The organism is Burkholderia ubonensis (assembly GCF_001718695.1).
GTDB lineage: Bacteria > Pseudomonadota > Gammaproteobacteria > Burkholderiales > Burkholderiaceae > Burkholderia > Burkholderia ubonensis_B.
The window spans coordinates 1,088,829-1,113,968 of sequence record NZ_CP013421.1 but is presented as its reverse complement, the minus strand read 5'-3'; the positions used below and the strand labels follow the sequence as shown (position 1 = coordinate 1,113,968).

The 25,140-nt window shown below is 69.7% G+C and carries 15 protein-coding genes and 2 pseudogenes; 12 read left to right on the top strand and 5 right to left on the bottom strand.

The features are described from left to right. The first annotated feature begins 229 nt into the window (after nt 1–229). The 5 genes from WJ35_RS19575 (at nt 230) to WJ35_RS19555 (ending at nt 5,733) form a co-directional block, all read left to right on the top strand. Nucleotides 230–1,468: a glycosyltransferase family 87 protein gene (locus WJ35_RS19575; RefSeq protein ID WP_069239741.1), complete on the top strand. Its 1,239-nt coding sequence runs from the start codon at nt 230–232 to the stop codon at nt 1,466–1,468. Then, nucleotides 1,465–2,844: a glycosyltransferase family 87 protein gene (locus tag WJ35_RS19570; protein WP_069239740.1), complete on the top strand. Its 1,380-nt coding sequence runs from the start codon at nt 1,465–1,467 to the stop codon at nt 2,842–2,844. Before WJ35_RS19575 ends, WJ35_RS19570 begins: the two co-directional genes overlap by 4 nt. A 24-nt stretch (nt 2,845–2,868) precedes the next feature. Beyond that, nucleotides 2,869–3,912 carry a glycosyltransferase family 2 protein gene (locus WJ35_RS19565; protein WP_069239739.1) on the top strand — a complete coding sequence of 348 codons (1,044 nt, stop codon included), beginning with the start codon at nt 2,869–2,871 and terminating at the stop codon, nt 3,910–3,912. Nucleotides 3,913–3,928: 16 nt separating this feature from the next. Further along, nucleotides 3,929–4,312: a GtrA family protein gene (locus WJ35_RS19560; protein WP_069239821.1), complete on the top strand. Its 384-nt coding sequence runs from the start codon at nt 3,929–3,931 to the stop codon at nt 4,310–4,312. A gap of 338 nt (nt 4,313–4,650) precedes the next feature. Next, entirely contained in the window at nt 4,651–5,733 is a 1,083-nt protein-coding gene (locus WJ35_RS19555; RefSeq protein ID WP_069239738.1) for an alpha/beta fold hydrolase, read from the top strand. A 28-nt stretch (nt 5,734–5,761) separates the two neighbouring features. On the opposite strand, the gene WJ35_RS19550 is transcribed toward WJ35_RS19555, so the two are convergent. Both WJ35_RS19550 and WJ35_RS19545 read right to left on the bottom strand, forming a co-directional pair. Next, nucleotides 5,762–7,534, bottom strand: a complete 1,773-nt coding sequence (locus WJ35_RS19550; protein ID WP_069239737.1) for a histidine kinase — start codon at nt 7,532–7,534, stop codon at nt 5,762–5,764. A gap of 66 nt (nt 7,535–7,600) precedes the next feature. After that, nucleotides 7,601–9,051 (bottom strand): annotated as a pseudogene (locus tag WJ35_RS19545) (HD domain-containing phosphohydrolase). A gap of 205 nt (nt 9,052–9,256) precedes the next feature. Here WJ35_RS19545 and WJ35_RS19540 point away from each other — a divergent pair. Further along, entirely contained in the window at nt 9,257–9,550 is a 294-nt protein-coding gene (locus tag WJ35_RS19540) for an antibiotic biosynthesis monooxygenase family protein (RefSeq protein ID WP_069239736.1), read from the top strand. Nucleotides 9,551–9,713: 163 nt separating this feature from the next. After that, nucleotides 9,714–10,442 carry an ABC transporter substrate-binding protein gene (locus WJ35_RS19535; RefSeq protein WP_014726188.1) on the top strand — a complete coding sequence of 243 codons (729 nt, stop codon included), beginning with the start codon at nt 9,714–9,716 and terminating at the stop codon, nt 10,440–10,442. 66 nt (nt 10,443–10,508) lie between these two features. On the opposite strand, the gene WJ35_RS19530 is transcribed toward WJ35_RS19535, so the two are convergent. Next, nucleotides 10,509–11,564 carry an aldo/keto reductase gene (locus tag WJ35_RS19530; RefSeq protein WP_069239735.1) on the bottom strand — a complete coding sequence of 352 codons (1,056 nt, stop codon included), beginning with the start codon at nt 11,562–11,564 and terminating at the stop codon, nt 10,509–10,511. Between the two features lie 72 nt (nt 11,565–11,636). Next, nucleotides 11,637–12,230, bottom strand: coding sequence for a flavodoxin family protein (locus WJ35_RS19525; protein ID WP_059463210.1), 594 nt, complete (start codon nt 12,228–12,230; stop codon nt 11,637–11,639). A gap of 120 nt (nt 12,231–12,350) precedes the next feature. On the opposite strand from WJ35_RS19525, the gene WJ35_RS19520 reads away from it, so the two are divergent. From WJ35_RS19520 to WJ35_RS19495, 5 genes are all read left to right on the top strand, one after another. Next, nucleotides 12,351–13,256, top strand: a complete 906-nt coding sequence (locus WJ35_RS19520; RefSeq protein WP_011880547.1) for a LysR family transcriptional regulator — start codon at nt 12,351–12,353, stop codon at nt 13,254–13,256. Nucleotides 13,257–13,424: 168 nt separating this feature from the next. Then, a complete protein-coding gene (locus WJ35_RS31440; protein WP_155121946.1) occupies nt 13,425–14,033 on the top strand; it encodes a hypothetical protein in 609 nt (202 codons plus the stop codon). Nucleotides 14,034–14,191: 158 nt separating this feature from the next. After that, complete coding sequence (locus tag WJ35_RS19505; protein WP_069239732.1) at nt 14,192–16,228, top strand: hypothetical protein; 2,037 nt, start codon at nt 14,192–14,194, stop codon at nt 16,226–16,228. 101 nt (nt 16,229–16,329) lie between these two features. Next, nucleotides 16,330–17,838, top strand: a complete 1,509-nt coding sequence (locus WJ35_RS19500) for an NAD(P)/FAD-dependent oxidoreductase (protein ID WP_069239731.1) — start codon at nt 16,330–16,332, stop codon at nt 17,836–17,838. After that, on the top strand, nt 17,835–18,293 hold the full coding sequence (locus WJ35_RS19495) for a GtrA family protein (RefSeq protein WP_045579853.1): 459 nt from the start codon (nt 17,835–17,837) through the stop codon (nt 18,291–18,293). Before WJ35_RS19500 ends, WJ35_RS19495 begins: the two co-directional genes overlap by 4 nt. A gap of 207 nt (nt 18,294–18,500) precedes the next feature. On the opposite strand, the pseudogene uvrA reads toward WJ35_RS19495, so the two are convergent. Further along, nucleotides 18,501–24,400 (bottom strand): annotated as a pseudogene (gene uvrA, locus WJ35_RS19490) (excinuclease ABC subunit UvrA). Nucleotides 24,401–25,140 lie beyond the last annotated feature (740 nt).

Genomic DNA, 25,140 nt, shown 5'->3' with positions numbered 1-25,140 from the left:
GAGAAACATGAATTGCGCGGCGACCGATTGCTCTGACGTAAAAACGCCGTTTTCGGCCGAAGAACTGCCGCATCGACATCGCGCGTTTCCGGCCGCGGTTTGCGTCGTGCGATTTTTTCTCCAACAATGCATTCACCGGACAGCGCCATCGAATGCGATTCGATCCGGATACACGACAACACGAAAAGCCGCGCGCACACCACGCGGCATTCACCAGACACGGGGCATCATGTACACGGCCAATGATGGAATGCGCTATCGCGCGACACGCTGTGCTCAATGGCTGACGGCCGACCGGGTCGTGCCGTACAGCTGCGCGATGCTGCTGTTGTGCGTGGGCTTCGTGATCACATGGGCCGTCACCACCGACGCGTTCACGGCGCAAACCACCGCCCGCCCCGGCGTCGACTTCTCCGTGTTCTGGAGTGCATCGCATCTGGTGCTGCACGGTCATGCCGCAGCCGTCTACGATCCCGTGTTCTTCTCACGGGCCGAGGTCGCGAAATTCGGTGCCTACATGGGTCACCAGTCGCTGCCGTGGCTGTATCCGCCGACGATGCTGCTGCTCGTCGTGCCGCTCGCTTTCGTGCCGTTTCTGCCCGCCTTCTTCCTCTTTTTCGCGGGCAGCTTTCTATGCTATGCGTACGCCGTCCTGCGACTGTCGGGCCTGCGTGCGCACCTGCCCGTGCCGCGCGCCGCCGTGCTCGTCGTGCTCGGCTACTCGGCCGTCTGCGCGTGCGTGCTGTACGGGCAGAACGGCCTGCTCACCGCCGGCATCGCGGCGCTCGCGCTGCACCTGCTCGGCCCGCGCCCGATCGTAGCCGGCGTGCTGATCGGACTGCTCGCCATCAAGCCGCAGATGGCGACGGTGTTCCCGTTCGTGCTGATCGCCACGCGCGCGTGGCGGGCGTTCGGCGCGGCGGCGGTCACGACCACGCTGTTCACCGCGGCCGGTTTCGCACTGACCGGCCCAGGCTCGCTGGAGGGCCTCGCTCACGCGTTGTCGATCGTGCGCGGCATGCACTTCACGCTTCCCGCGTACTGGTTCGTGTCGCCGTCGCCGTTCGCGGCGCTGCGGCTCGCCGGCGCGTCCATCGCGGTGTCGCTCGCGGTGCAGGGCGCCGTCGCGCTGCTCGCGATGGCCGCGGCCATCTCCGTGTGGCGCCGCACGCGCGACATGCGCCTGCGCGGCGCGGCGCTCGCAGCCGCGACGCTGCTGACGACGCCGTACCTGTGGCATTACGAACTGCCGTGGCTCGGCATCGCGGTGTTCTGCGTCGTCGCGTACGGCCTCGACGAAGGCTGGCTGCCCGGCGACCAGCCGGTGGTCGTGCTCGCGTGGCTGCTGCCGGTGTTCGAAGTGTTCAACCGGATCACGAAGTGGCCGCAAATCGGCCCGGTCGTGCTGCTCGCCGTGCTGCTGATCACCGTGCGGCGCGTCGCGCTGCCGCCGCGGGAACGGCAATGAAGGCGCCGCGCTTCCTGCTGCATGGCGGCTCGGCGATCGATGCTCATCCGGAGCTGCCGATCGCCGGCCCGCGCCGCCATCCGCACTGGCTCAATCGCGATCGCGTGCGCACGTATGCGGCGGCGGCCCTGCTGACCGAGCTGCTGTTCGTCTGCGTCTATCTCGCGCGCGTGCACGGCTCGCATACGTCGGTGCCCGAGCCGCTCGCGCAGGATTTCGCGCCGCTGTGGAGCGCCGCGTGGCTCGCCGCGCACGGGCGCGCGCTCGACGCATGGCATTTTCCGTCGCTGTTCGCGATCGAGCGGCTGGCGATTCCGACGCTGAATCTCGCCGGCGGCTCCGCACCGTGGCTCTACCCGCCGACGATGCTGCTGCTGGTCGCGCCGCTCGGCTGGCTACCGTATCCGGGCGCGCTCGCGATCTGGCTCGGGCTCACGTGGATGCTGTTCGCCGCGACGATCCGCGCGACCGTGCAGCGCGACGCCGCGCTGCTGTGTGCGCTGGCGTTTCCCGGCGCGTTCGTCGCGCTGCTCGCCGGACAGACGAGCCTCGCGAGCGCGGCGCTGGCGGGCCTCGGCCTGCTGGCGCTGAACCGGCGCCCGGTCGCGGCGGGCATCTGCTTCGCGTTGCTGACGGTCAAGCCGCAGCTCGCCGCGCTGTTCCCGCTCGCGCTGCTGTGCGCCGCGCAATGGCGCGCGCTGGCGGCATGGGCCGCGACGCTCGCCGCGGGCGTCGTGCTGTCGACGCTCGCGTTCGGCTTCGAGACGTGGATCGCGTTCGGACACGGGATCGCCGACGCATACCGCAACGTCGACGCGGGCCATGCGCAGCTCGCGCGCATGCCGACGGTGTTCGCGCTGGCCGCGTACGCCGGATGGCCGGCCGCGCTGGCGCGCACGCTGCAGCTGCTGTCCGGCGCGGCCGCCGCGCTCGTCGTGGGGTACGCGTGGCGCGGCGCGTGTTCGTATGCGCTGCGCGCCGCGACGCTCGTCTGCGCGAGCCTGTTGGCCGGCCCGTCGCTGATCGACTGCGATCTCGCGTGGTACGGCATCTTGATCGCGTGGTACGCACGCTATGCGTGGACGCACGGCTGGCGGCGCTTCGATCGCGAGTGGCTGCTGCTGATGTGGGTCATGCCGCTCGCCGGCCTCGTGCTGGTGCCGCATCTGTCGTTCCAGTTCATGCCGCTCGTCACGCTCGCGTCGCTCGCGATGCTCGCCGCCCGGATCGCACAGGAACGACGCGACGTGCCGTCGATGCCCGACGCGCACGATCACTCGACCGACACCGGCTTCAAGCATCCGGCCCGGTCGCATCACCGCTCGACGCACGGATTGCGCCGCATCGGCCGCCCGCTGTTCGGCGCCGATCGCTGATATGTCATTACAGGGGAACCCGTCATGCGCGAATCGCTCTACACACCGCTCGTGTCGCTCGTCGTGCCGTTCTACAACGAAGGCGAGGCCGTCGGGCACTTCTTCGACGTCGTGATTCCGCTGATGGCCGGAATCGACGGGATCCGCTTCGAGATCGTGTGCGTCAACGACGGCAGCCGCGACGACACGCTCGACCGCCTGATCGCGATCGGCGCGAAGGACCGCCGCGTGCGCGTGATCGACCTGACGCGCAATTTCGGCAAGGAAGCGGCGCTCACGGCGGGCCTCGACGAAGCGGTCGGCGACGCGGTGATTCCGATCGACGCGGACCTGCAGGACCCGCCGGGCCTGATCCCGGTGATGATCGAGCACTGGCGCAACGGCGCGGAAGTCGTCGCCGCGCGGCGCACCAACCGCGCGTGCGATTCGTTCGCGAAGCGCACCGCCGCCGCCCTCTACTACCGCGTGCACAACGCGCTGTCGGAAGTGAAGCTGCCGGAAAACGTCGGCGACTTCCGGCTGATGGACCGCCAGGTCGTCAATGCGCTGCGCAGCCTGCCGGAGCGGCGGCGCTTCATGAAGGGCCTGTTCGCGTGGGTGGGCTTTCGCACCGTGATCGTCGACTACGAGCGCGAAGCGCGCAGCGCCGGCAAGTCGAAATTCTCGGGCTGGAAGCTGTGGAATTTCGCGCTCGAAGGCATCACGAGCTTCAGCACGGTGCCGCTGCGCAGCTGGACCTACATCGGGCTCGGCATCGCCGCGCTCGCGTTCGTGTACGGCGCGTTCATCGTCGCGCGCACGCTCATGTTCGGCAATCCGGTGCCCGGCTATGCGTCGCTGATCTCGGCGATGCTGTTCATCAGCGGCATCGAGCTGATCGGGATCGGCGTCGTCGGTGAATATATCGGACGCATCTACTACGAATCGAAGGAGCGGCCCATCTATCTCGTGCGCCGCCGCTATCAGGCGCACGCGAAGGTGATCGAGCTGCCGGTCGCGCGCGATGCGCGGCGGGCCGGCGCACGCCGGCGCGTGCAGCCGGCGCGCGTGCGGGTCGGCGCGCGCTGAGCCGCGGGGCGCGCCGATGTTCGCGCTGCTGTATGCCGAACGTGCGCGGCTGGCGCGTTTCGGCGTGACCGGGCTCGGCTCGACCGCGCTGCACGTGCTGGTCGCGTCCGCGCTGTATGCCTGGTTCGATGCGACGCAGGTCGCCGCGAACGCGGTCGCGTTCGTCTGCGCGACCGTGTTCTCGTATCTCGCCAACACGCTGTGGAGTTTCTCGTCGACGCTGCATTCGCGCAACCTGCTGCGTTACCTCACCGTCGCAACGGCCGGCTTCATCGAAACGATGCTGCTCGCGCGCGCCGCCGAACTGCTCGACGTTTCGCGCGGCGCGGCCATCGTCGCGATCGCGCTGCTGATCCCGCCGACGATGTTCGTGATGCACCGCGCGTGGACGTATCGCTGACGCGTCGGCGTCGTGCGAGGCCCGGTGGCCTGCATCCAATCGTTGCATGAGACGGCGATGCGGCGGCTTGCACCGCTTCCGCCGATACCGCTGCTTCGGTCTACCGCTCGCATCCGATCGCATGCGCCGCACGCGCGGCCGTGTCGCGACGTTCATCGAACGGTCATCGAACCGTCGCAGCCGATCGGCGCGGCGCCTGCTAGGATGGCATGTCCGCCGCGGGACGGCGGCGACGCTCGCACGCTGCGCGGCACGAATCGTGCTCGGTGCGCACCCGCCTCCCATTCGACGCCGGCTTCGGCGCTACGCGCCGTCGGCACGAGACTCGTGACTCGTCCATGCCCAGGAAAAAATCCAGCCTCTGGCTCCGGCCTTTCGACCTGCTTGCCGCCGCCACCGGCACGCGGCCGAAACGTAAAACCGCGAAGCCCGCCGCGTCGGTCAAGCGCAGCGCCGGCACCAAGACGGCGCGCGCCGCCCGCCCCGCCGCGCCCGCGGCCCGCACGTCGCCGCGCGAGACGCAGGGGGCGTGGCTGCGTTCGTTCCATTCGGCGCGCCCGGCCGCCGGCCGCCTCGTCAACCATCTCGCCTATGCGCTGTACCTGCCCGCCGCGGCGGCGACGACGCGCGACATGCCGGTCGTCGTCATGCTGCACGGCTGCACGCAGACCGCCGAATCGTTCGCGGCCGGCACGCGCATCTGCCGCGTCGCGGCGCGCGCCGGGTGTGCGGTGCTGTTGCCCGAGCAGGCGAAGACGGCGCACTCGCACCGCTGCTGGAACTGGCATGGCGATGCATCGCTGTCGGAAGCGCCGGCGATCGCGTCGCTGGTCGATGCGATCGTGCGCGAACGCGGCTTCGATCGCGACCGCGTCTATCTGGCCGGCATGTCGGCCGGCGCCGGGCTGGCCGCGCGGCTCGCGCTCGACTATCCCGACCGGTTCGCGGCGGTCGGGCTGCACTCCGGCCCTGCCATCGCGCCGCCGTTGTCGACGATGGCCGCGATGAGCGTGATGCGGCGCGGGCTGCGCGACGATCCGATCCGCACCGTCGACACCTGCGTCGACACGCGCCATTACCCCGGCATGCCCGCGCTGATCGTGCACGGCGGGCTCGACACGGTCGTCGCGGAGCAGAACGCGGTGCAGCTCGGCGTCGCGTTCGCGCGCCTCAATCGGCTGATCGACGAGGCAGGCGAGCCGCGCGTCGGCGAGCAGCGCACGTACACGCACGACGGCGTGCGCTACACCGACTATCTGCGCGGCGGCCGGGTGATCGTGCGCGTCTGCATCGTGCACGGCCTCGCCCATGCGTGGAGCGGCGGCGATCCGCGCGAGGCGTTCCACTCCGCGACCGGGCCGGATGCGACCGCGATGTTCTGGAATTTCTTCCGCAGGCGACGGCGCAAGCGCAAGCGCTAGCGCTTGCGCGGCGGCGCGCATGCACGACTCACGCGCGCTGCGCGATCGCTGTCGCGTCGCTCGCGTCCGCGTGCGACCGCCGGATCGGCAGCCGCACGCAGAACGTCGTGCCCTGCCCCGGCACGCTCGTCACGTCGATCGTGCCGCGATGACGCTCGACGATTCCGTGCGACACCGACAGCCCGAGCCCGGTCCCCTGCCCGACCGGCTTGGTCGTGAAGAACGGATCGAAGATCCGGCGCATGACGTCGGGCGGCATGCCCTTTCCGGTATCGCTGATCGCGATCGTCACGTGGTCGCCGTCGCTCGTCGTGCGAATCGTGATGACGCCGCGCCCCGGGATCGCCTGCGCCGCATTGACGAGCAGGTTCATGAACACCTGGTTCAGTTGTGAAGGCAGGCATTCGACATGCGGCACGTCGCCGTACTCGCGCACGATGTCGGCCTTGTACTTGAGCTCGTTGTGGACGACGTTCAGCGTGCTCTCGAGGCCCGCGTGGATGTCGACGACGCTCCATTCGTCGCTGCCCGGGCGCGAGAAGTCGCGCAGGTCCTGCACGATGCGCCTCACCCGCATCGTCCCGTCGATCGACTCATCGATCAGCGTCACGATCTCGTCGCGCACGTAGTCGAGGTCGGCCGCGCGGCGCTGCGCCGCCAGCGCGTCGCGCGCGGCCGGCTCGAGTTGCGGCAGCAGCGCGTCGTGCGCGGCGACCACGTCGAGCAGGCCGCGGACCCAGGTCTTCAGCGTATTGAGATTCGCGCTGACGAAGCCGATCGGATTGTTGATCTCGTGCGCGATGCCCGCCGCGAGCTGGCCGATCGACGCGAGCTTTTCCGACTGCAGCAGTTGAACGTGGGTTTCCTCGAGCTCGTGCAGCAGGCGCCGCTGCTCGTCCTTCTCCTGTTCGAGGCGCGCTTGCGCGGCACGGCGCTCGTCGATCTCGGTCGCCATGTTCTCGCGCGTGCGCTGCAGCATCGCGGTGGTCTGCTCGTAACGGCGCAACGCGGTCTCGAGCTCCGCGGTGCGCACGCGCACCAGCCGCTCGAGCATGTCGGTGATGCCGCGCAGGAACATCGTGCGTGCGTCGAACCGGCACACCAGCAGCGTGACGGTCAAGGTCGCGGTGGTGAACATCGCGATGGTCGTCGCGAGCCACGGCGTGTCGATGCCGTTCGCGGCGCCGCAGCGCGCGTCCGGCGCGAAATGCGCCGCCGCCATCGCCGTGTAATGCATGCCGCTGATCGCGATGCCCATGACGAGCGCCGCGCCGATCCGCAGCGCGCTCGCATGGCGCGCGTGCTGCGCGCGCAACGCCTGCGCCATCCACAGCGCGGCAGTCGACGCCAGCACGGCGATGCCGATCGACGCGGCGAACAGCGCGGGATCGTAGCGGATGCCCGGCTGCATCTGCATCGCGGCCATGCCCGTGTAATGCATGCCGGCGATGCCGCCCCCCATCAGCACGCCGCCGGCGAGCAGCCGGGAACGCGTCTGCATGGCGCGCGTCACCACGCTCAGCGCGAAGTACGACACGAGCACGGCGATCACCAGCGATACGCCCGTCTCGACCAGGTCGTAGCCGAGGGGAATCGGCAGCGAGAACGCCAGCATCCCGACGAAATGCATCGACCAGATTCCGGTGCCCATCGCGGCCGCACCGCCGCCCAGCCACGCGCGCCTGAGCCGCGGCTTGTCGAGCAGCGAAATGAACGCGGCCAGATCGAGCGCCGTGTAGGAGGCCAGCGTCGCGATGACGAGCGACAGCAGGACGAGCGGCAAATGGTAGGTGCCTTGCATGATCGCGCCTCGGTCGGATTGAACGCGTGGCCCTCGCGTGCGAGGGCCGTGCAGCCGCGCGCCGGCTCAGGCGGACGGCGCGTGGCTCGCCGCAGCCGCGCCCGCGCCCGTCGCACCGGTCGCGCCGGTCGCGCCGGCCACCACGAGGATGTCGAACGGCGTCCCTTCCCGTGCTTCGAAACGGCGCACGAGTTCGATCTGGTGGGTCGTCATCACGCTGCCCCTCGTCATCAGCAGCACGCCGCGATGCGTGCGCAGGTCGTCCGCGAGCTGCATCCCTTCGCACAGCTGCGCGGACTGGATCTCCGCCACCGACGCCGCGATGCCGAGGTTCTGGGGATCGCGCATCAGGTCGATGAAGCGCGCGACGAGCAGCGGGTCGTAGCGCACGCCGGCCTGAGACTTGAGAACGTCGAGCGCCTGTTCGACGGAATGCGGCGGGCCGATCTCGCCGAGGCGCAGCCCCTCGAAATCGCGCGCGACCGCGACGATCCGCGAGCCGAGCGGAATATCGATGCCCGCGAGGCCGTCCGGCGTGCCGCGGCCGTTGAACCGTTCGTACTGGTGCAGCACGATCGACGCGACCTGATGAAGCTGCGCAACCGGCGTCAGCACCATTTGCGCGCGCAGCGGATGCTGCTGGAACAGGCCTCGTCCGTGGTCATGCGGCTCAGCGGCTTGTGCAGCAGCTCGTCGGGCAACGACAGCTTGCCGATCCCGTGCAGCAGCCCGGCGTAATAGACGTCCTGCGCGTGAAGGCTGGACATCTCGGACGCGAACGCGAGATGCCGCGCGATTTCGCCGATGCGCATCGACTGCCCGCTGGCGGCCCCGCAGCGCAGCTCGATCATGCTCGCGCAGACCTGCACCATCGCCGTGAAATTGCTTTTCAGGTCGCGCTGCGCCGCTTCGAGGAACATCACGGTCTGGGCCAGTTCCTCGGTGCGGGCCCGCACCTGGGTTTCGAGTTCCGTGTTGAACTGGCGCAGCGTCTCGTTCTGCGCCTGCGTGAGCGCCGTCAGCCGCGCGGCCTCGCGCCGCAGGCGCCGCTGCTCGAGCGCCTGTTCGATCGTCAGCAGCAGATCGTGGTCGTCCCACGGCTTGTTCAGGTAGCGATAGATGCCGCCTTCGTTGACGGCCTCGACGATCGACGCGATGTCGGAATAGCCGGTCAGCAGCACCCGCATCGTCTCCGGGTACAGCGCGCGGGCACGGCGGAGAAACGCCGCGCCGCTCATGTGCGGCATGCGCATGTCCGATACGATCAGGTCGACTTCGGTCGACGCCAGGAGCTCGAGCGCCGCCTCGCCGCCGTCGGCCGTCAACACTTCGTAATTCGCGGGCCGCAGCACGCGCCGCAGCGCGGACAGCACGTTCGGCTCGTCGTCGACCAGCAGGATCGACGCCGTGCGGCGCGGCTCGCCGTCCGCCGTTGCGCCGATCGTTTCAGGCAGCGCGGCAGTCATGCCGGTCGCGCCATCGGTTGCGTCTGTTCCGTTCGTCGCGGAAATCGTCATAATCGGCCTCGGATCAATTGTCTTCACCACCTCTCCTCTGTGAGAACGGCCGGCGCCGCGCATTCCGTATCGGGGAAAACGCTGATGCAGCGCAGCTGACTGGCGGCGCAGCTGGCTGCGACGCGCGCCGGCTTCCGGTATCGTGGCGGGGCGCGCCGAGCGCGGCGCGCGCCGGCTGCACACTCATTCAACCTATGGAGCACGCATGATCCTGGAAATGGCATCGCTCGAAATCGATCCGGCGCAAGCCGCCCAATTCGAAGCGGCGGTTCGCGCCGCACTGCCGCTGTTCGCGCGGGCGCGCGGCTGCGGCGGCGCGCAGCTGCATCGCTTGATCGAGCGCAGCGGCGGCTATCTGCTCGTCGTCGAATGGGAAACCGTCGACGACCACATGGTGCATTTCCGCCAGTCGGACGACTTCCAGGCGTGGCGGCAGCTGGCTGGCCCGTTCTTCAAGAGCCCGCCGCAGGTCGTGCATACGGAAGTCGCGGTGAAGTGAGCGCCGCGACACGCGAGCGGCGCGCCGCCCCGCATCGGCGGCGCCGCGCCCGCGCACGCGCCCGCGCCCGCACGCGCACGCGCACTCGCGCGCGCCGTTCGCGCGTGAGCGCAACGCCGCATCCCGCGCACCTCGCGCAACCGATCCTCTACGAGCCTTCGCAATGACCATCGACCCTTCCGTCCTCGCCGCCTTCACGCCGACCGGCAAGCTGCGCGCATCGATCAATCTCGGCAACCCGATTCTCGCGAACCGCGACCCGGCCACCGGCGAGCCGTTCGGCGTGTCGATCGACCTCGCGCGCGCATTCGCCGAGCGCCTGTCGGCCGAACTCGAACTGGTCGTGTTCGACGCGGCCGGCAAATCGGTGCAGGCGCTCGCCGACGAGCGCGCCGACTTCGGCTTCTTCGCGATCGATCCGCTGCGCGGCGAAACGGTCGCGTTCACCGAGCCGTACGTGCTGATCGAGGGCTACTACCTGGTGCGCGACGATTCGCCGATCCGCAGCAATGCCGACGTCGATCAGCCGCACAACCGCGTGACGGTCGGCAAGGGCAGCGCGTACGACCTGTTTCTCACGCGCGAGCTGAAGGCCGCGCAGATCGTGCGTGCGCCGACTTCGGCGGACGTCGTGCCGACCTTCGTCGACGAGCGGCTCGAAGTCGCGGCGGGCGTGAAGCAGCAGCTCGAGGCCGATGCGGCGAAGACGCCCGGCCTGCGGCTGCTCGGCGAGCGTTTCATGGTGATCCGGCAGGCGATGGGCGTGCCGAAGAGTCGCGGCGAAGCGGCCGCCGCGCTGCTCGGCGCGTTCGTCGAGGAGATGAAGGCGTCGGGCTTCGTCGCCGATGCGCTGCGGCGGCACGGGATCAGCGGCGCGTCGGTCGCGCCGTAACGCTGACCGGCCACTCGCCGGCCGCGCTGCACGGCGGCGGCCTCGGTGCAGACCGAGGCGCCGACATTACTCCACGGCGGCCGGCACGAACGGCTGCGGATACCGCCCCGCCGCCTGACGCTCGATCATCCAGTCCGGATAGCCGGACGGCAGCGCACTCACCGTGTCGAGATGCGCCAGCTCGTCCGCGCTCAGCACGACGTCGAGCGCGCCGAGATTGTCTTCGAGCTGCTCGATCCGTTTGGCGCCGACGATGACGCTCGTCACATGCTGCTTCGCGAGCAGCCACGCGAGCGCGATCCGCGCCACCGACACGCCGCGCGCGTCGGCGAGCGTGCGCATCGCCGCCACGCACGGCCACGCGCGCTCGAGATCGACCGGCGGGAAATCGAAATGCGCACGGCGCGCACCGGCATCGGTAGGCGCACCCGGCCCGAACTTCCCCGACAGCAGGCCGCCGGCGAGGGGCGACCAGACCAGCAGCGACAGTTGCTCGTCGCGCGCGAGCGGCACCAGCTCGCGCTCGACGTCGCGTCCGGCGATCGAGTAATAGGCCTGCAGCGTCTCGAAGCGCGTCGCGCGGAGCGCTTCGCTGAGCCCGAGCGCCTTGCCGATCTTGCCCGCTCGCCAGTTCGAGACGCCCACATAACGCACCAGCCCCTGACGCGTCAGGTCGTCCAGCGCCCGCAGCGTCTCGTCGATCGGCGTGACCGGATCGTTCGCATGGATCTGGTAGAGGTCGATATGGTCGACCTGCAGCCGTTCCAGGCTGCGCTGCGCCGAATCCATGATGTGCGCGCGCGACGCGCCCTGATCGTTCGGCTTCGGACCCATCGCGCCGGCCGTCTTGGTCGCCAGCACGACGTCGGCGCGCGGCACGCCGAGGTCCTTCAGCGCCTGGCCGACGATGCGCTCGGACTGGCCGAACGAGTAGACGTCCGCGGTATCGATGAAGTTGATGCCGCCGGCCAGCGCGCGTTCGATCAGCCGGTTCGCGTCGTGCTGGCCGACGGCGCCGATCGCCGCCCACATGCCGGCGTCCGCATTGCCGCCGAGCGTCATCGTGCCGAGACACAGCTCGGAGACGTACAGGCCCGTGCGGCCCAATTGCTTGTATTTCATCCTGGTTCCTTTCCGGTTCGCCAACACCGCATGCGGCGGCGCGCGCTCACGCGTCGCGCGCCGGATGCGAATTCAGCCGATCTGCGCGCGCCCCGCGCGCCACTGCGCGGCGACGGTCGCGACGCGCTCGCCGTAGCGGCGGGCGGTCTCGAGATCGCCCGGCGACATTTCGTCGGGCGACGCATCGGCCGGCGTCTGCGCCATCGGCGCAAGATACGAGCCCATGCGATTCAGGTCGTCGCGCTGCGACGCCTTCAGGTTCGCCGGCTTGAGGTCCATGCTGACCCAGAGGCCGCCGTGCTGGCCCGCCAGCAACACGAAGTACTCGAGCGTGTTCAGCTTGTCGCCGTTGACGCTCGCGCTGTTGGTGAAGCCGCCGAACAGCTTGTTGCGCCATGCGCCTTCGAACCACGCCTTCGCAGTGGCGTCGGCGAATTTCTTGAACTGCCAGCTGGGGCCGCCCATGTAGGTCGGCGAGCCGAACAGGATCGCGTCGGCCGCGGCAAGCGTGCGCCACGCGTCGTCGGCGACGTTTCCGTCGGCGTCGATCGCGACCAGCACGGCGCCCGCGCCGTCGGCGACGGCCTTTGCCATCCGTTCGGTATGGCCGTAGCCGGAGTGGTAGACGACGACCGTGCCGGCCGCGGAGGAAGTCGATTGCGTCATGGTTGAGCGTCCTTTGGTTCGGGTTGCCGTCGGGCGACGACATGGGAACGCACTTTACTGAGTCGCAAATGCGTTATAAATGGGCGACCTTTGAACGTTCTGTTACCCCCGGAGAGAACAATGCAAAACCTCGATGCGCTTCTGATCTTCGCCCGGGTGGCCGAGATGACGAGCTTCACGCGTGCCGCCGAGAGCCTGGGGATCCAGAAGGGACGCGCATCGATGGTCGTCCGCCAGCTGGAGCGCGACGTCGGCGTGGCGCTGCTGCACCGGACGACGCGCAGCGTGCAGCTGACCGAGGACGGCCGCGCGTTTTACGCGCGCGCCCGCGATCTGCTGGCCGAAGTGCAGGAATTGCAGTCGATGTTTTCGGGCAGCGGCACGCGCCTGCGCGGGCGGCTGCGCGTCGACATGCCGACCGAGCTGGCGCGCAGCGTCGTGGTGCCGGCGCTGCCGCAGCTGATGGCCGCGCATCCCGAGCTCGAGCTGGAACTGTCGAGCACCGACCGGCGCGTCGATCTCGTGCAGGAAGGGTTCGACTGCGTCGTGCGGCTCGGCCCGATCATCGACGACACGCTGATCGCGCGGCCGCTCGGCCGCCTGCGGATGATCAATGCGGCGAGCCCCGACTATCTGGCGCGGCACGGCGTACCGCATACGCTCGACGATCTGCTCGGCCAAGGGCACCGGATGGTCCACTACTCGCTGACGCTCGGCGCGCGGCACGCCGGATGGGAATACCCGAAGGGCGACGGCTACGCGACGCTCGCCTTGCCGAGCGCGATGCAGGTGAACAACGTGCAGACCTATCATGCGGCCGGGCTGGCCGGCATCGGCCTGATCCAGGCCGGCTATTCGGGCGTCGCGCCGCACATCGCGAGCGGCGCGCTGGTGGAGGTGCTGCCCGACCTGCGGCCCGAACCGCTCGCCGCGTCGCTGGTGGTGGCGCATCGGCGCAATCTGTCGCCGCGCGTGCGCGCGTTCATGGACTGGATCGAACGCGTGCTGCAGCCGTACTTCGATTGAGCGCACGCGGCATCGCGCGAGCGGCCGTCCTCGCCGCCAACGACCCGTTGCGACGTTTCAGATCTGCAACCTGAACCGCAGTGCGGTCGTCCGGTTTCGTCAGACGCAGGTAGGCGCGCGTCGGCGCGGTCCGTACTGCGGCAGACGCTCCCGACGCCGCCTCGCGGCTTGCCCGATATCCGCGCGTGCGCGGTGCGGCGCGGTTGCGCGATCGCAGCGCGGCGCCGTCGTCTTCGCGTTGAGCGCGACCGCGCCGAGATGGCGGCCGGCATTCGACAACGCGACGAACGACGGCCGAGCCGATTCGCCGCGCGCGACCGTTTCAGGATCGACACATTTCCGGCGACGGCGAGCGTCCCGACCCGCATGGCCGCGCCGCCGGCCGCCTGCCCGCGCGCATCGACGGCCGTGGCACGCTCCATGCATTCACGCCAGAGACGCCGGACCCACCGTATCGGCGCGCACACAATATTTCGAATAAATCCGCGTCCGGCGCACCCGTCGATGAGTTCTCCGGTGCACGGCGCATCGGGGGACACGATGAAAACGAACACGACCGTCTCGATCGGCGCGGCTGCGCGCGCCGACAGCAGCACAGCAACGCTCCCTTCGCGGCCGCTGGCCGCCGCATCCCGCGCATTTCATCGCGCCGACGCGCTCGACGCGAACCCGGCGACGCCCGTGCGCACGCGCACGCCGCGTGCGGCCGCGCGCAGCGCCGGCGTCCGCAGGTTCGGCCGGCCCACCGCCGGCCGCGCACCGCAACCCGCACGCTGAGCGCCAGCCGGCGCTGCATTCGGACGCACCGCGGCCGTCCGCGCGCGCCGCCGACAGCGGCGGCCGGCGCCCGATGGCCCGGTGGCCCGACAGCTCGTTGCACCGCCGGCAGCCGGCAAGCGCACGCAATCCCGTCGACGAGAGCCTGCCCTTCCATCATGAATCCGACTGAGAAACCCGGCCGTTCGGACATCGCACTGGTGGTTTCGCTGGCCGTCCTGTTCGTGGTCGCGCATCCCTACACGGGCATCCGGCACGACGCGATTCTGTACACCGCGCAGGCGCTGCACAACCTCCATCCCGACAGCTTTGCGCACGACCTGTTCTTCCAGTACGGCTCGCAGGATCGCTGGACGATCTACGGGCGGATGTTCGCGCTGCTCGTGTCCGCGTTCGGCCTGCGCGCAAGCAATCTCGCGTGCCTGATCGCCGCTCAGGCACTGTGGTGGACCGGCATCTGGCGGCTCGCCCGCCAGCTGCTGCCCGCACCGTGGCACTGGGTCGCGCTGCTGTTCGTCGCGTGCATGCCGGCCGATTACGGCGCCGGCCTGATCTTCTCGTACGACGAAGGCTTCGTCACCGCGCGGCTGCCGGCCGAAGCGCTCGGCCTGTGGGCGATCGCGTCGCTGCTCGAACGCCGGTATCGCGTGGCGCTCGCGCTGACCGTCGTCGCCGCCGCCGTTCATCCGCTGATCGGCGGCGCGGCGCTGGCGTTCGTCGCACTCGTGCGGCTGCCGCGCGTCGCGTGGTGGCGACTATTGCCGATCGCGCTGATCGCGTTCGCCGTCGTCGAGATGCCGGCCTTCCACGCGCTCCACCTCGATCCGTTCGATCCGGAATGGCGAGCGATCGCGCGCTACAACGTGCCGTTCCTGTTCCCGACCCTGTGGTCGCTCACCGCGTGGAGCAAGCTGTGCTGGGCGATCGCGCTTCCGGCCGCGCTATCCGCGGACCCGGCGCAGCCGCAACGCGCGCTGTGGTCGAACCTCGCGTTGATCGGCGTGGCGGGCGTCGCGGCCACCACGATCGCGGACCTGACCGGCCAGGACGCGCTGTGGATCCAGCTGCAGCCGTGGCGCACGCTGTGGCTGCTCTCGGTGATGCAATGGCCGGCGGCCATCCTGCTCGTGCGGCGCGAAGCACGCGTGCGGCCGACACTGGTCTGGCTGCTGGCGATCTGCTGGCTGCTGCTCGACGTCGGCGGCGGGATCATCGCGCTGGCCGTTGCCGCCGCGCTGCACGTGGGCGCGCGCCGGCCCGCCGCTGCGGTGCCGGTCACGCAGCTGCGCGACCTCGGTACGGTGCACCGCGCCGCATGGATCGGAACCACGCTGATCGCCGCGATCGTCTGGTTCGTATTCCAGTGCGCGTATCAGGTCGCGCGCGCCGCCTATCCGACCGGCAAGGTCGCGCTCGACATCGGGTGGCTCGAGGCGTTGATTCACACGCATCTGGCGATCGTCCCGGTCGCGTTGCTGGTCGCGCTCCACCTGTCGCGCACGCGACTCGCGGCCGCCGCGCTTCCCGTCACCTTGGCCGCGCTCGCCGCGTATGGATTCGTCAATCTCGACCAGCGCTCCGCGGCGGCGACGCTCGTCGAAGCGCGCGCCGACCGCCCGGCGATCGCGCCGTTCGCCCGCACGGTCGCTCGCGGCGACATCGTGTATTGGGACGGCCCGGGCGACGAAGTCGTCTACCCGTGGTTCCTGATGAAGACGTCGAGCTATTACTCGTCGGCGCAGGCGGCCGGGTTGATCTTCAACCGCCGCACCACCTTCGAGGCCGTACGGCGCGTCGAGCTGATCCGGCGAGACCCGTATGCCGCGCGGCCGCCGCGCGGCGGCGCCACCGCCGCCGCTGCGGACAAGCACTCGAACGTCTTCGTGTCCACCTACGACTACGTCGCGCTGACCGCGGCCGGCATCCGGCGCGTGTGCGCCGATCCCGTGCTCGATTTCATCGTGTCGCGTCGGCACTACCCGGCATTGGCGACGCGCGACGCGTGGTCGCCCGACGCCGCAAGCACCTTCTGGCTGTACGACTGCGGCCGCATCAGGACGGCAGGCGCGGCCGCGCACGCGCTGACCGTACATGCGCAACCGCGCACCGACACCGACGCAATTCACGAGCGAATGCCCGCTGCAGCGCAGGCCGGCCCGCCCGCGCGTGACGACGCGCGCGTGGACGGCGCTTGAGCCGGACGCCCGCAACCGCTTCGACATCACGGCTCGCCGTCCGGCTGGAACGGCAGAGACGACACACGACAAACCAGCGACTCGACACTCGGGGTGACATCATGGATCAATCGGTTGACGTACTGATCATCGGCGCCGGGCCGGGCGGCCTCACCGCCGCCTACCTGCTGACCAAACAGACCGCGCTGTCGGTCGCGCTCGTCGAGAAGGATCCCCACTATGTCGGCGGCATCAGTCGCACCGAACGGTTCGACGGCCATTGCTTCGACATCGGCGGGCACCGCTTCTTCTCCAAGTCCGCCGAGGTCGTCGCGCTGTGGCACGAGCTGCTGCCGGACGACTTCATCGAGCGGCCGCGCAGCTCGCGCATCTTCTACCGGAACAAGTTCTACCGCTATCCGCTCGACGGGCTCGAAGCGTTGATGAACCTGGGCATCGTCGAAAGCGCGCGCTGCGTGCTGTCGTACCTCGCCGCGCGCGTGCGGCCGTGCCGCAACCCGACGTCGTTTCATCAATGGGTCGCCAATCAGTTCGGCGAACGGCTGTTCTCGATCTTCTTCAAGACCTACACCGAAAAGGTGTGGGGCATGTCCTGCGACGAAATTTCGGCCGACTGGGCCGCACAGCGCATCAAGGGGCTCAGCCTGTCCACCGCGATCGCCGGTGCGGTAAAGCGGTCGCTCGGGATCCGGTCGCGCCGGACCGACGTCAAGTCGCTGATCGAATCGTTCCACTACCCGCGACGCGGCCCCGGCATGCTGTGGGAAGCCGCCGCGCGCAAGTTCGAGCAGCAAGGCGGACGGTTGATGATGGGCCACGCAGCGGGCGCACTGCAGTACGACGGCCGCGCGCGGCGCTGGCTCGTCGAAACCATCGGCCCCGACGGACAGACGCATCGCATCAGCGCGCGCGACGTCGTGTGCACCGCGCCGCTGCGGGAAACCATCAACGCGATTTCGCCGCGGCCGTCGTCCGCCGAGGCCGCCGCGCGACTCCAGTACCGCGACTTCATCACGGTCGCGCTGATACTCGACCGGCCGGCCACGTTCACGGACAACTGGATCTACATACACGACCCGTCGGTCAAGGTCGGGCGCATCCAGAACTTCGCATCGTGGTCGCCCGAGATGGTGCCCGACGCCGCGACGGGCGGTTGCCTCGGGCTCGAGTACTTCTGCTTCGACGGCGATGCGATGTGGGAGAGCAGCGACGCCGACATCACCGCGCTCGCGATCCGCGAGCTCGAACAGATCGGCCTGGCGACGCGCGACCAGATCCGCGGCGCGCGCGTCGTGCGCCAGCCGAAGGCGTACCCGGTGTACGACGACGATTACCGCGCGATCGTCGACCAGATCCGGGCCGATCTGGCCGAACACTTTCCGAATCTGCATCTCGTCGGCCGCAACGGCATGCACAAGTACAACAACCAGGACCACGCGATGATGACGGCGATGCTGACCGTCGAGAACATCGTCGCCGGGCATCGGCTTCGCGACGTATGGGCCGTCAACGAGGACGCCGAATATCACGAGAGCGGCGCCGAACCGCAAGCCGGCGCAGCGGGCCTGCGCGCCGTGCCGGCCCGCACCGTTCAGTGGAGGCGGACATGATGCTGTCGCGCTATTGCGTCGTCAGCGTGGTGTCGCTCGGCGTCGACTGGGCGCTGTTCGTCGTCCTGAAGGCGACGATGCCGATCGACGCGGGGATCTCGGCGTGGCTCGCGTACCTGGGCGGCGGTGTCGTCAACTATCTGCTGTCGCGCCGCGTGGTGTTCCGCTCCGACGCGACCGGCCGCCGGCAGCTCGGCGAAGCGCTGCTGTTCGCGGCGAGCTGCGCGCTCGGCTCGCTGCTGACCGGCGGCATCGTGCACGTCGCGTCGGCGCGGGTCGGCACGGTCGCCGCGAAATGGATCGCAGTGGCCGTCAGCTTCGTCACGCTGTATCTGGTGCGCAGGATCGTCGTGTTCAGGACGGCGCACGTGCGCGTAGCGGATGCGGCGGGAGCACCGGCGGCCGCGCGCCGCGAAGCCGGCGCGAGCGCGCACGTCGAGGCGACGGTTCGTTGACCGCGTGGGCGGATAACGGCCGAGCGCGTGCATAGCGCGCCCGCCCGCTTGTCCGACGCGCGATCGATCGCACTGCCCGAATCGAAAACCGGCGCCGACGTCCGATCCGAACGCCGGCGGCGGCCTCGGCAACGCTGCGTTTCGCCCCGACACGCAGTGCCCGCGTTGGCGCGGGACGAAAGCGCCAGTCAGCGGCAGCACCGCTGATCAACCGGCCTGGGCCACGCCGTCACGCACCGCGTCGCCGCCGTCCGAGGCCGTGCGCGCGAGCACCGGCTTCAACGCGTGTCCGGTATGGCTCGCGCTCACCTGCACGAGCCCTTCCGGATGCGCGGCCGCCACGATCGCGCCGCCTCCGACGCCGCCCTCCGGGCCGAGGTCGATGATCCAGTCCGCTTCCGCGATCACGTCGAGGTCGTGCTCGATCACGATGACGCTGTGCCCCGCATCCACGAGCCGGTGCAGCACATGGATCAGCTTCGCGACGTCGGCCATATGCAGGCCCACGGTCGGTTCGTCGAGCACGTACAGCGTATGCGGCGCCTTCTGGCCGCGCCGCGTGATGTCGTCGCGCACCTTGCTGAGTTCGGTGACGAGCTTGATGCGCTGCGCCTCGCCGCCGGACAGGGTCGGCGACGGCTGGCCGAGCGTCAGGTAGCCGAGGCCGACGTCCTTCATCAGTTGCAGCGGATGCGCGATGTTCGAGATCGGCGCAAAGAACTCCACGGCTTCGTCGATCTCCATCGTCAGCACGTCGCCGATGTTCCGGCCGCGCCACGTGACCGCGAGCGTCTCCGGATTGAAGCGCTGCCCGTGGCACACGTCGCACGGCACCTTCACATCGGGCAGGAAGCTCATGCCGATCGTGCGCACGCCCTGCCCTTCGCAGGCGGGGCACCGCCCTTCGCCGGTGTTGAACGAGAAACGCGACGCCGCGTAGCCGCGGGCGCGCGCCTCCAGCGTGTCCGCGAACAGCTTGCGGATGGCGTCCCACACGCCGATATAGGTCGCCGGGCATGAGCGCGGCGTCTTGCCGATCGGCGTCTGATCGACTTCGAGCACGCGATCGATGTGCTCCCAGCCGCTGATCGACTCGCAGCCCTGCCACGCATGCGTGACGTCGAGCGACGGCCTCGGCGCGCTGCGCGCCAGCACGCTCGCGCGGCAATTCGCGGCCGATGATGGCGCTGCCTGCTCCGCGGCCTTGCGCGCGCGGCGCGCGGCCGGCGACGACAGCACCGAGCGGCCCACCGCATCGAGCAGGTTCGTCATCAGCACGTCGCGTGCGAGCGTCGACTTGCCCGAGCCGCTCACGCCCGTCACCGCGACGAGCCGCCCGAGCGGAATGCCGACCGTGACGTCGCGCAGGTTGTGCAGCTTGCCGCCGTGCACCGTCAGCCAGGTCTCCGGCACCGCCGGCCCGTGCTTCGCGCCCGGCAGGTTCACGCTGCGGCGCGGCTGCAGCGGATGCACGATCGGTTGCGCGAGGAAGCGCCCCGTCAGCGAATCGGGCTGCGCGGACAGGTCGGCGACGCCGCCCTGCGCGACCAGCGTGCCGCCGCGCTTGCCGGCGCCCGGGCCGACGTCGATGATGTGATCGGCGCGGCGAATCGTGTCTTCGTCATGCTCGACGACGACGAGCGTGTTGCCCTTGTCGCCGAGCTTGCGCAGCGCGTTCAGCAGGATCTGGTTGTCGCGCGGATGCAGGCCGATCGTCGGCTCGTCGAGCACGTAGCAGACGCCCTGCAGGTTGCTGCCCAGTTGCGCCGCGAGCCGGATGCGCTGGGCCTCGCCGCCCGACAGGCTCGGCGCCGCGCGGTCGAGGCTCAGGTAGCCGAGCCCGACTTCCTCGAGAAACGCGAGACGGCTGCCGATCTCGCTGACGATGTCGCGCGCGATCTGCGCGTCCCGCCCGGCGAGCTGCAGGCCGTCGATCCAGCGACGCGTATCCGACACGGTCCACTGCGCGACATCGACGATCGGATGGCCGTCGAAGGTCACCGCGCGCGCGGACGGGTTCAGGCGCGTGCCGCCGCAATCCGCGCACGGCTCGTCGCCGACGCCCTCCGGCTCCTGCTCGTCGGACGGCAGCGTCTGCTCGCGCCCTCGCCCGTCTTCGGCGAGCACCGTGTCGTCGTAGGCCGCGCGCTGTTCGCGCGTGAGCGTGACGCCGGTCCCCACGCAGGTCGTGCACCAGCCGTGCTTGCTGTTGTACGAGAACATCCGCGGGTCCAGCTCCGGGTAGCTCGTGCCGCACACCGGGCACGCGCGCTTCACCGACAGCACCTTGACCTCGCCGATCCGCGCGGTCGAATGATCGTTGGTCATCGCATGATGCAGCCCGTCGAGCGGCGCGAGCAGATGCATCACGCCCTTGCCGAGCTCGAGCGTTTCGTCCAGAGCGCGCCTCAACTCGGCTTCGTGGTCCGGCGACACGACGAGATCGGCCACCGGCAGCTCGATCGTATGCTCGCGGAAGCGATCGAGCTTCGGCCACGGGTCGACCGGCACGAATTCGCCGTCCACGCGCAGATGCGTATTGCCGCGCGCCTTCGCCCACTTCGCGAGATCCGTGTACACGCCCTTGCGGTTGACGACGAGTGGCGCGAGCAGCCCGACGTGCTCGCCGCGGTGGTCGCGCAGCAACTGCGCGGCGATCGATTCGACGGTTTGCGACGTCACCGGCGTGCCGTCGTGGATGCAATGCTGCAGGCCGAGCTTCACATACAGCAGCCGCAGGAAGTGCCACACTTCGGACGTCGTCGCGACCGTGCTCTTGCGGCCGCCGCGCGACAGCCGCTGCTCGATCGCGACGGTCGGCGGAATGCCGTACACCGCGTCGACTTCCGGGCGCCCCGCCGGCTGCACGATCGAGCGCGCGTACGCGTTCAGCGACTCGAGGTAGCGGCGCTGGCCTTCGTGAAAGAGGATGTCGAACGCGAGCGTCGACTTGCCGGAACCGGACACGCCCGTCACCACGTTGAACTTGCCGTGCGGAATGTCGACGTCGAGCGCCTTCAGGTTGTGCTCGCGCGCGTTGACGATCCGCACGACGTCCTCGCCTTCGACCGCCCGCCGCGCCCGCGCCGCGTTCAACGCGGCCTGCAGCGGCACCCCCTCGTCCGCGGGGGCTCGGCTTCGGCGCCGATTGCGCGGTCGTAGTGCAGCAGCGCCGCGCCGGTATGCGATTCGGCGCATGCCTTCACGTCGTCGGGCGTGCCCGCGCACAGCACGAGGCCGCCGCCGTCGCCGCCTTCCGGGCCGAGATCGATCAGCCAGTCGGCCGCGCGGATCACGTCGAGATTGTGCTCGATCACGATCAGCGAATGGCCGCTCGCCAGCAGCTTGCCGAACGCCTGCATCAGCTTCGCGATGTCGTCGAAGTGCAGCCCCGTGGTCGGCTCGTCGAACATGAACAGGCGCGCTTGCGCGATGCGCGCCTCTTCCGTGACGACGCGGCGCCCGCTGCCGGCCTTCGCCGACTCGGCGAGAAAGCCCGCCAGCTTCAGGCGCTGCGCCTCGCCGCCCGACAGCGTCGGCACCGGCTGGCCGAGCTTCACGTATTCGAGCCCGACGTCGACGATCGGCTGCAGCACGCGCAGCACCTCGGCGTCGGCCGCGAAGAATGCCGCGGCTTCGCTGACGGTCAGGTCGAGCACGTCGGCAATGCTGAGCGCGCGGCCGCCGCGTTCGATCCGCACTTCGAGCACCTCGGCGCGATAGCGCTGGCCGTCGCAGTCCGGGCAGCGCAGGTAGACGTCGCTCAGGAACTGCATCTCGATGTGCTCGAAGCCCGAGCCGCCGCACGTCGGGCAGCGGCCGTCGCCCGAGTTGAAGCTGAACGTGCCCGCGCCGTAGCCGCGCTGCAGCGCGAGCGGCGCCTTCGCGAACAGCTTGCGAATCTCGTCGAACGCGCCGACATAGCTCGCCGGGTTCGAGCGCGTGGTCTTGCCGATCGGCGACTGGTCGACGAACACGACGTCGCCCACCTGCTCCGCGCCCGTGAGGCGGCGGTACGCGCCCGGCGACTCGGTCGCCTTGCCCAGGTGCCGCGCCATCGCCGGATAGAGCACGTCCTGCAGCAGCGTCGACTTGCCGGAGCCCGATACGCCGGTCACGCAGACGAGGCGCTGCAACGGAATCTCCACCGTGACGTCGCGCAGGTTGTGCTCGCTCGCGCCTTCGAGCACGATGCGCGGCGTGTGCGCGTCCACCGCGCGGCGCGACCAGTGCGACGCGTGCGCGACGTGCTTGCGGCCGCCGAGATATTCGCCCGTCAGCGTGCGGGCCGAACGGATCGCGCCGGGCGTGCCGTCGTAGACGATCGTGCCGCCGCGCTCGCCCGGGCCGGGGCCCATGTCGATCAGCCGGTCGGCCGCGAGCATCACCGACGGATCGTGCTCGACGACGACCAGCGTATTGCCCGCGTCGCGCAGGCGCTGCATCGCCTCGACGATCCGGTTCAGGTCGCGCGGATGCAGCCCGATGCTCGGCTCGTCGAGCACGAACAGCGTCTTCGTGAGCGAGGTGCCGAGCGCCGTCGTCAGGTTGATCCGCTGCACTTCGCCGCCCGACAGCGTGCGGCTCTGGCGGTCGAGCGTCAGGTAGCCCAGCCCCACGTCGCACAGATACTTCAGCCGCGTGCGCACCTCGGCGAGCAGCAGCTTCAGCGCGTCGTCGAGCAGCGCGCTCGGCAGGCTGATGTCGTCGAAGAAGCGGCGGATGCGCTCGATCGGCAGCAGCATCAGGTCGTGCACCGTCAGGCCCGGCAGCGCTTCGAGCTGCGCGCGGGTCCAGTCGACGCCGCGCGGCATGAAGCGGCCGGCCGGCGCGAGCGCCGCGTCGGCGTTCGCCTTCGTGCCGAGCCGCCACAGCAGCGACTCCGTCTTCAGGCGCGCGCCGCCGCACACGTCGCACGGCGTATAGCTGCGGTATTTCGACAGCAGCACGCGGATATGCATCTTGTACGCTTTCGATTCGAGGTAGGCGAAGAAGCGCCTCACGCCGTACCACTGGCTCTGCCACTTGCCGTTCCAGTCCGGCGAGCCGTTGATGACCCAGTCCCGCTCGTCGGACGTCAGCTCGCTCCACGGCGTGTCGCGCCGGATGTTCGCCTTCGCCGCATAGCGCATCAGGTCGTCCTGGCATTCCTTCCATGCGGGCGTCTGCATCGGCTTGATCGCGCCGCCGCGCAGCGTCTTGCGTTCGTCCGGGATCACGAGGCCGAGATCGACGCCGATCACGCGGCCGAAGCCGCGGCAGGTTTCGCACGCGCCGTATGCCGAGTTGAACGAGAACAGCGCCGCTTGCGGGTCCGCGTAGCGCAGATCGCTCTCCGGGTGGTGGAGCCCGGTGGAGAAGCGCCACACCTGAGGCTCTGCCGCCGTGTCCTCTTCTTGCGCGAGCACGTAGACGTTCACCCGCCCGCCGCCGCGCTTCAACGACGCTTCGATCGCCTCGACCGCGCGCGCCTTGTCGGCCTGATGCAGCCGGAAGCGGTCGGCCACCACGTCGAGCACCTTGCGCGGCCCGGTGGGCGACGCGACTTCGCGCCGCGCCTGCACCCGCGTGTAGCCGCTCGCCGACAGCCACTGCTCGACTTCCTCATCGGTCACGGTTTCCGGCAGCTCGACCGGAAACGTGACCACGAGCCGCGGATCGTGATCCGCCGTGCGCGCGGAGAGGTCCGCGTAGATCGTCTCCGGCGTGTCGTGGCGCACCGGCAGCGCGGTCTTGCGGTCGAACAGTTCCGCCGCGCGCGCGTACAGGAGCTTCAGGTGGTCGTTGAGCTCGGTCATCGTGCCGACGGTCGAGCGCGAACTGCGAACCGGATTGGTCTGGTCGATCGCGATCGCGGGCGGCACGCCGTCGACGCGATCCACCTGCGGCCGGTCCATCCGGTCGAGAAACTGCCGTGCATACGCGCTGAACGTCTCGACGTAGCGCCGCTGGCCTTCCGCGTACAGGGTGTCGAACACGAGACTCGATTTGCCCGAGCCCGACGGGCCGGTGACGACCGTCATTTCGCCGGTGCGCAGGTCGAGGTCGAGGTGCTTGAGATTGTGCTGACGCGCTCCGCGAATGCGGATCAGATTGCTGGATGACAATTTGTCTGCCCGTCTGAATGAGTTAGCCGGAATCACGGTGCCGCGGCGCTGCGGCGGATCTCCGCAGGCACGGCGCACGCGTCGCAGGGGTCATGCCTGGGCGGCGCGCGTCCGGCGGATACTATACTGTACATTCATACAGTTTTCCATCGGGTGGGCGGGCGCCTTGGTCGGATGGGGGCGGCAGGCGCGGGGCTCGATGCGCCGGGGAACGGCGCGGGGATCGGGCCGCGATCGTTGGTGGGGCGGCGTTGGTTGGCGTTGGTTGGCGTCGGCTGGCGTTGGCCGCGGCGGTCGGTGGGCGGAGTTGGCCGGTGAGCTTGGTTGGCCGGTGAGCCGAGTTGGGCGAGTTGGGCGAGTTGGCCGCGTCGGCCGCGCTGGTCGCATTGGCCGGGTAGCCGAGTCGGTCCGCGTTGGCCGGCATTGGCACCGTCGGTCGGTGGGCGGAACTGGCCGGTGAGCCTAGTTAGCCGCGTCGGCCACGCTAGCCGCGTCGGTCGCATTAGCCGGGTAGACGACGAGTCGGTCCGCGTTGGCCGGCATTGGCCGCGTCGGTCAGTGGGCGGAGTTGGGTGGTGAACCGAGTTGGCTTCGTTGCCCTAGTTGGCCGCGTCGGTCGCGCTGGCCGCGTCGGCCGCATTAGCCGGGCAAACGAGCTGGTCCGCGTTGGCCGGCGTTGGCAACCATTCGCCGGCGTCCCTCGCGCCGCGATGCGCGCCCGAGCCGGCTTGCCGGACGGA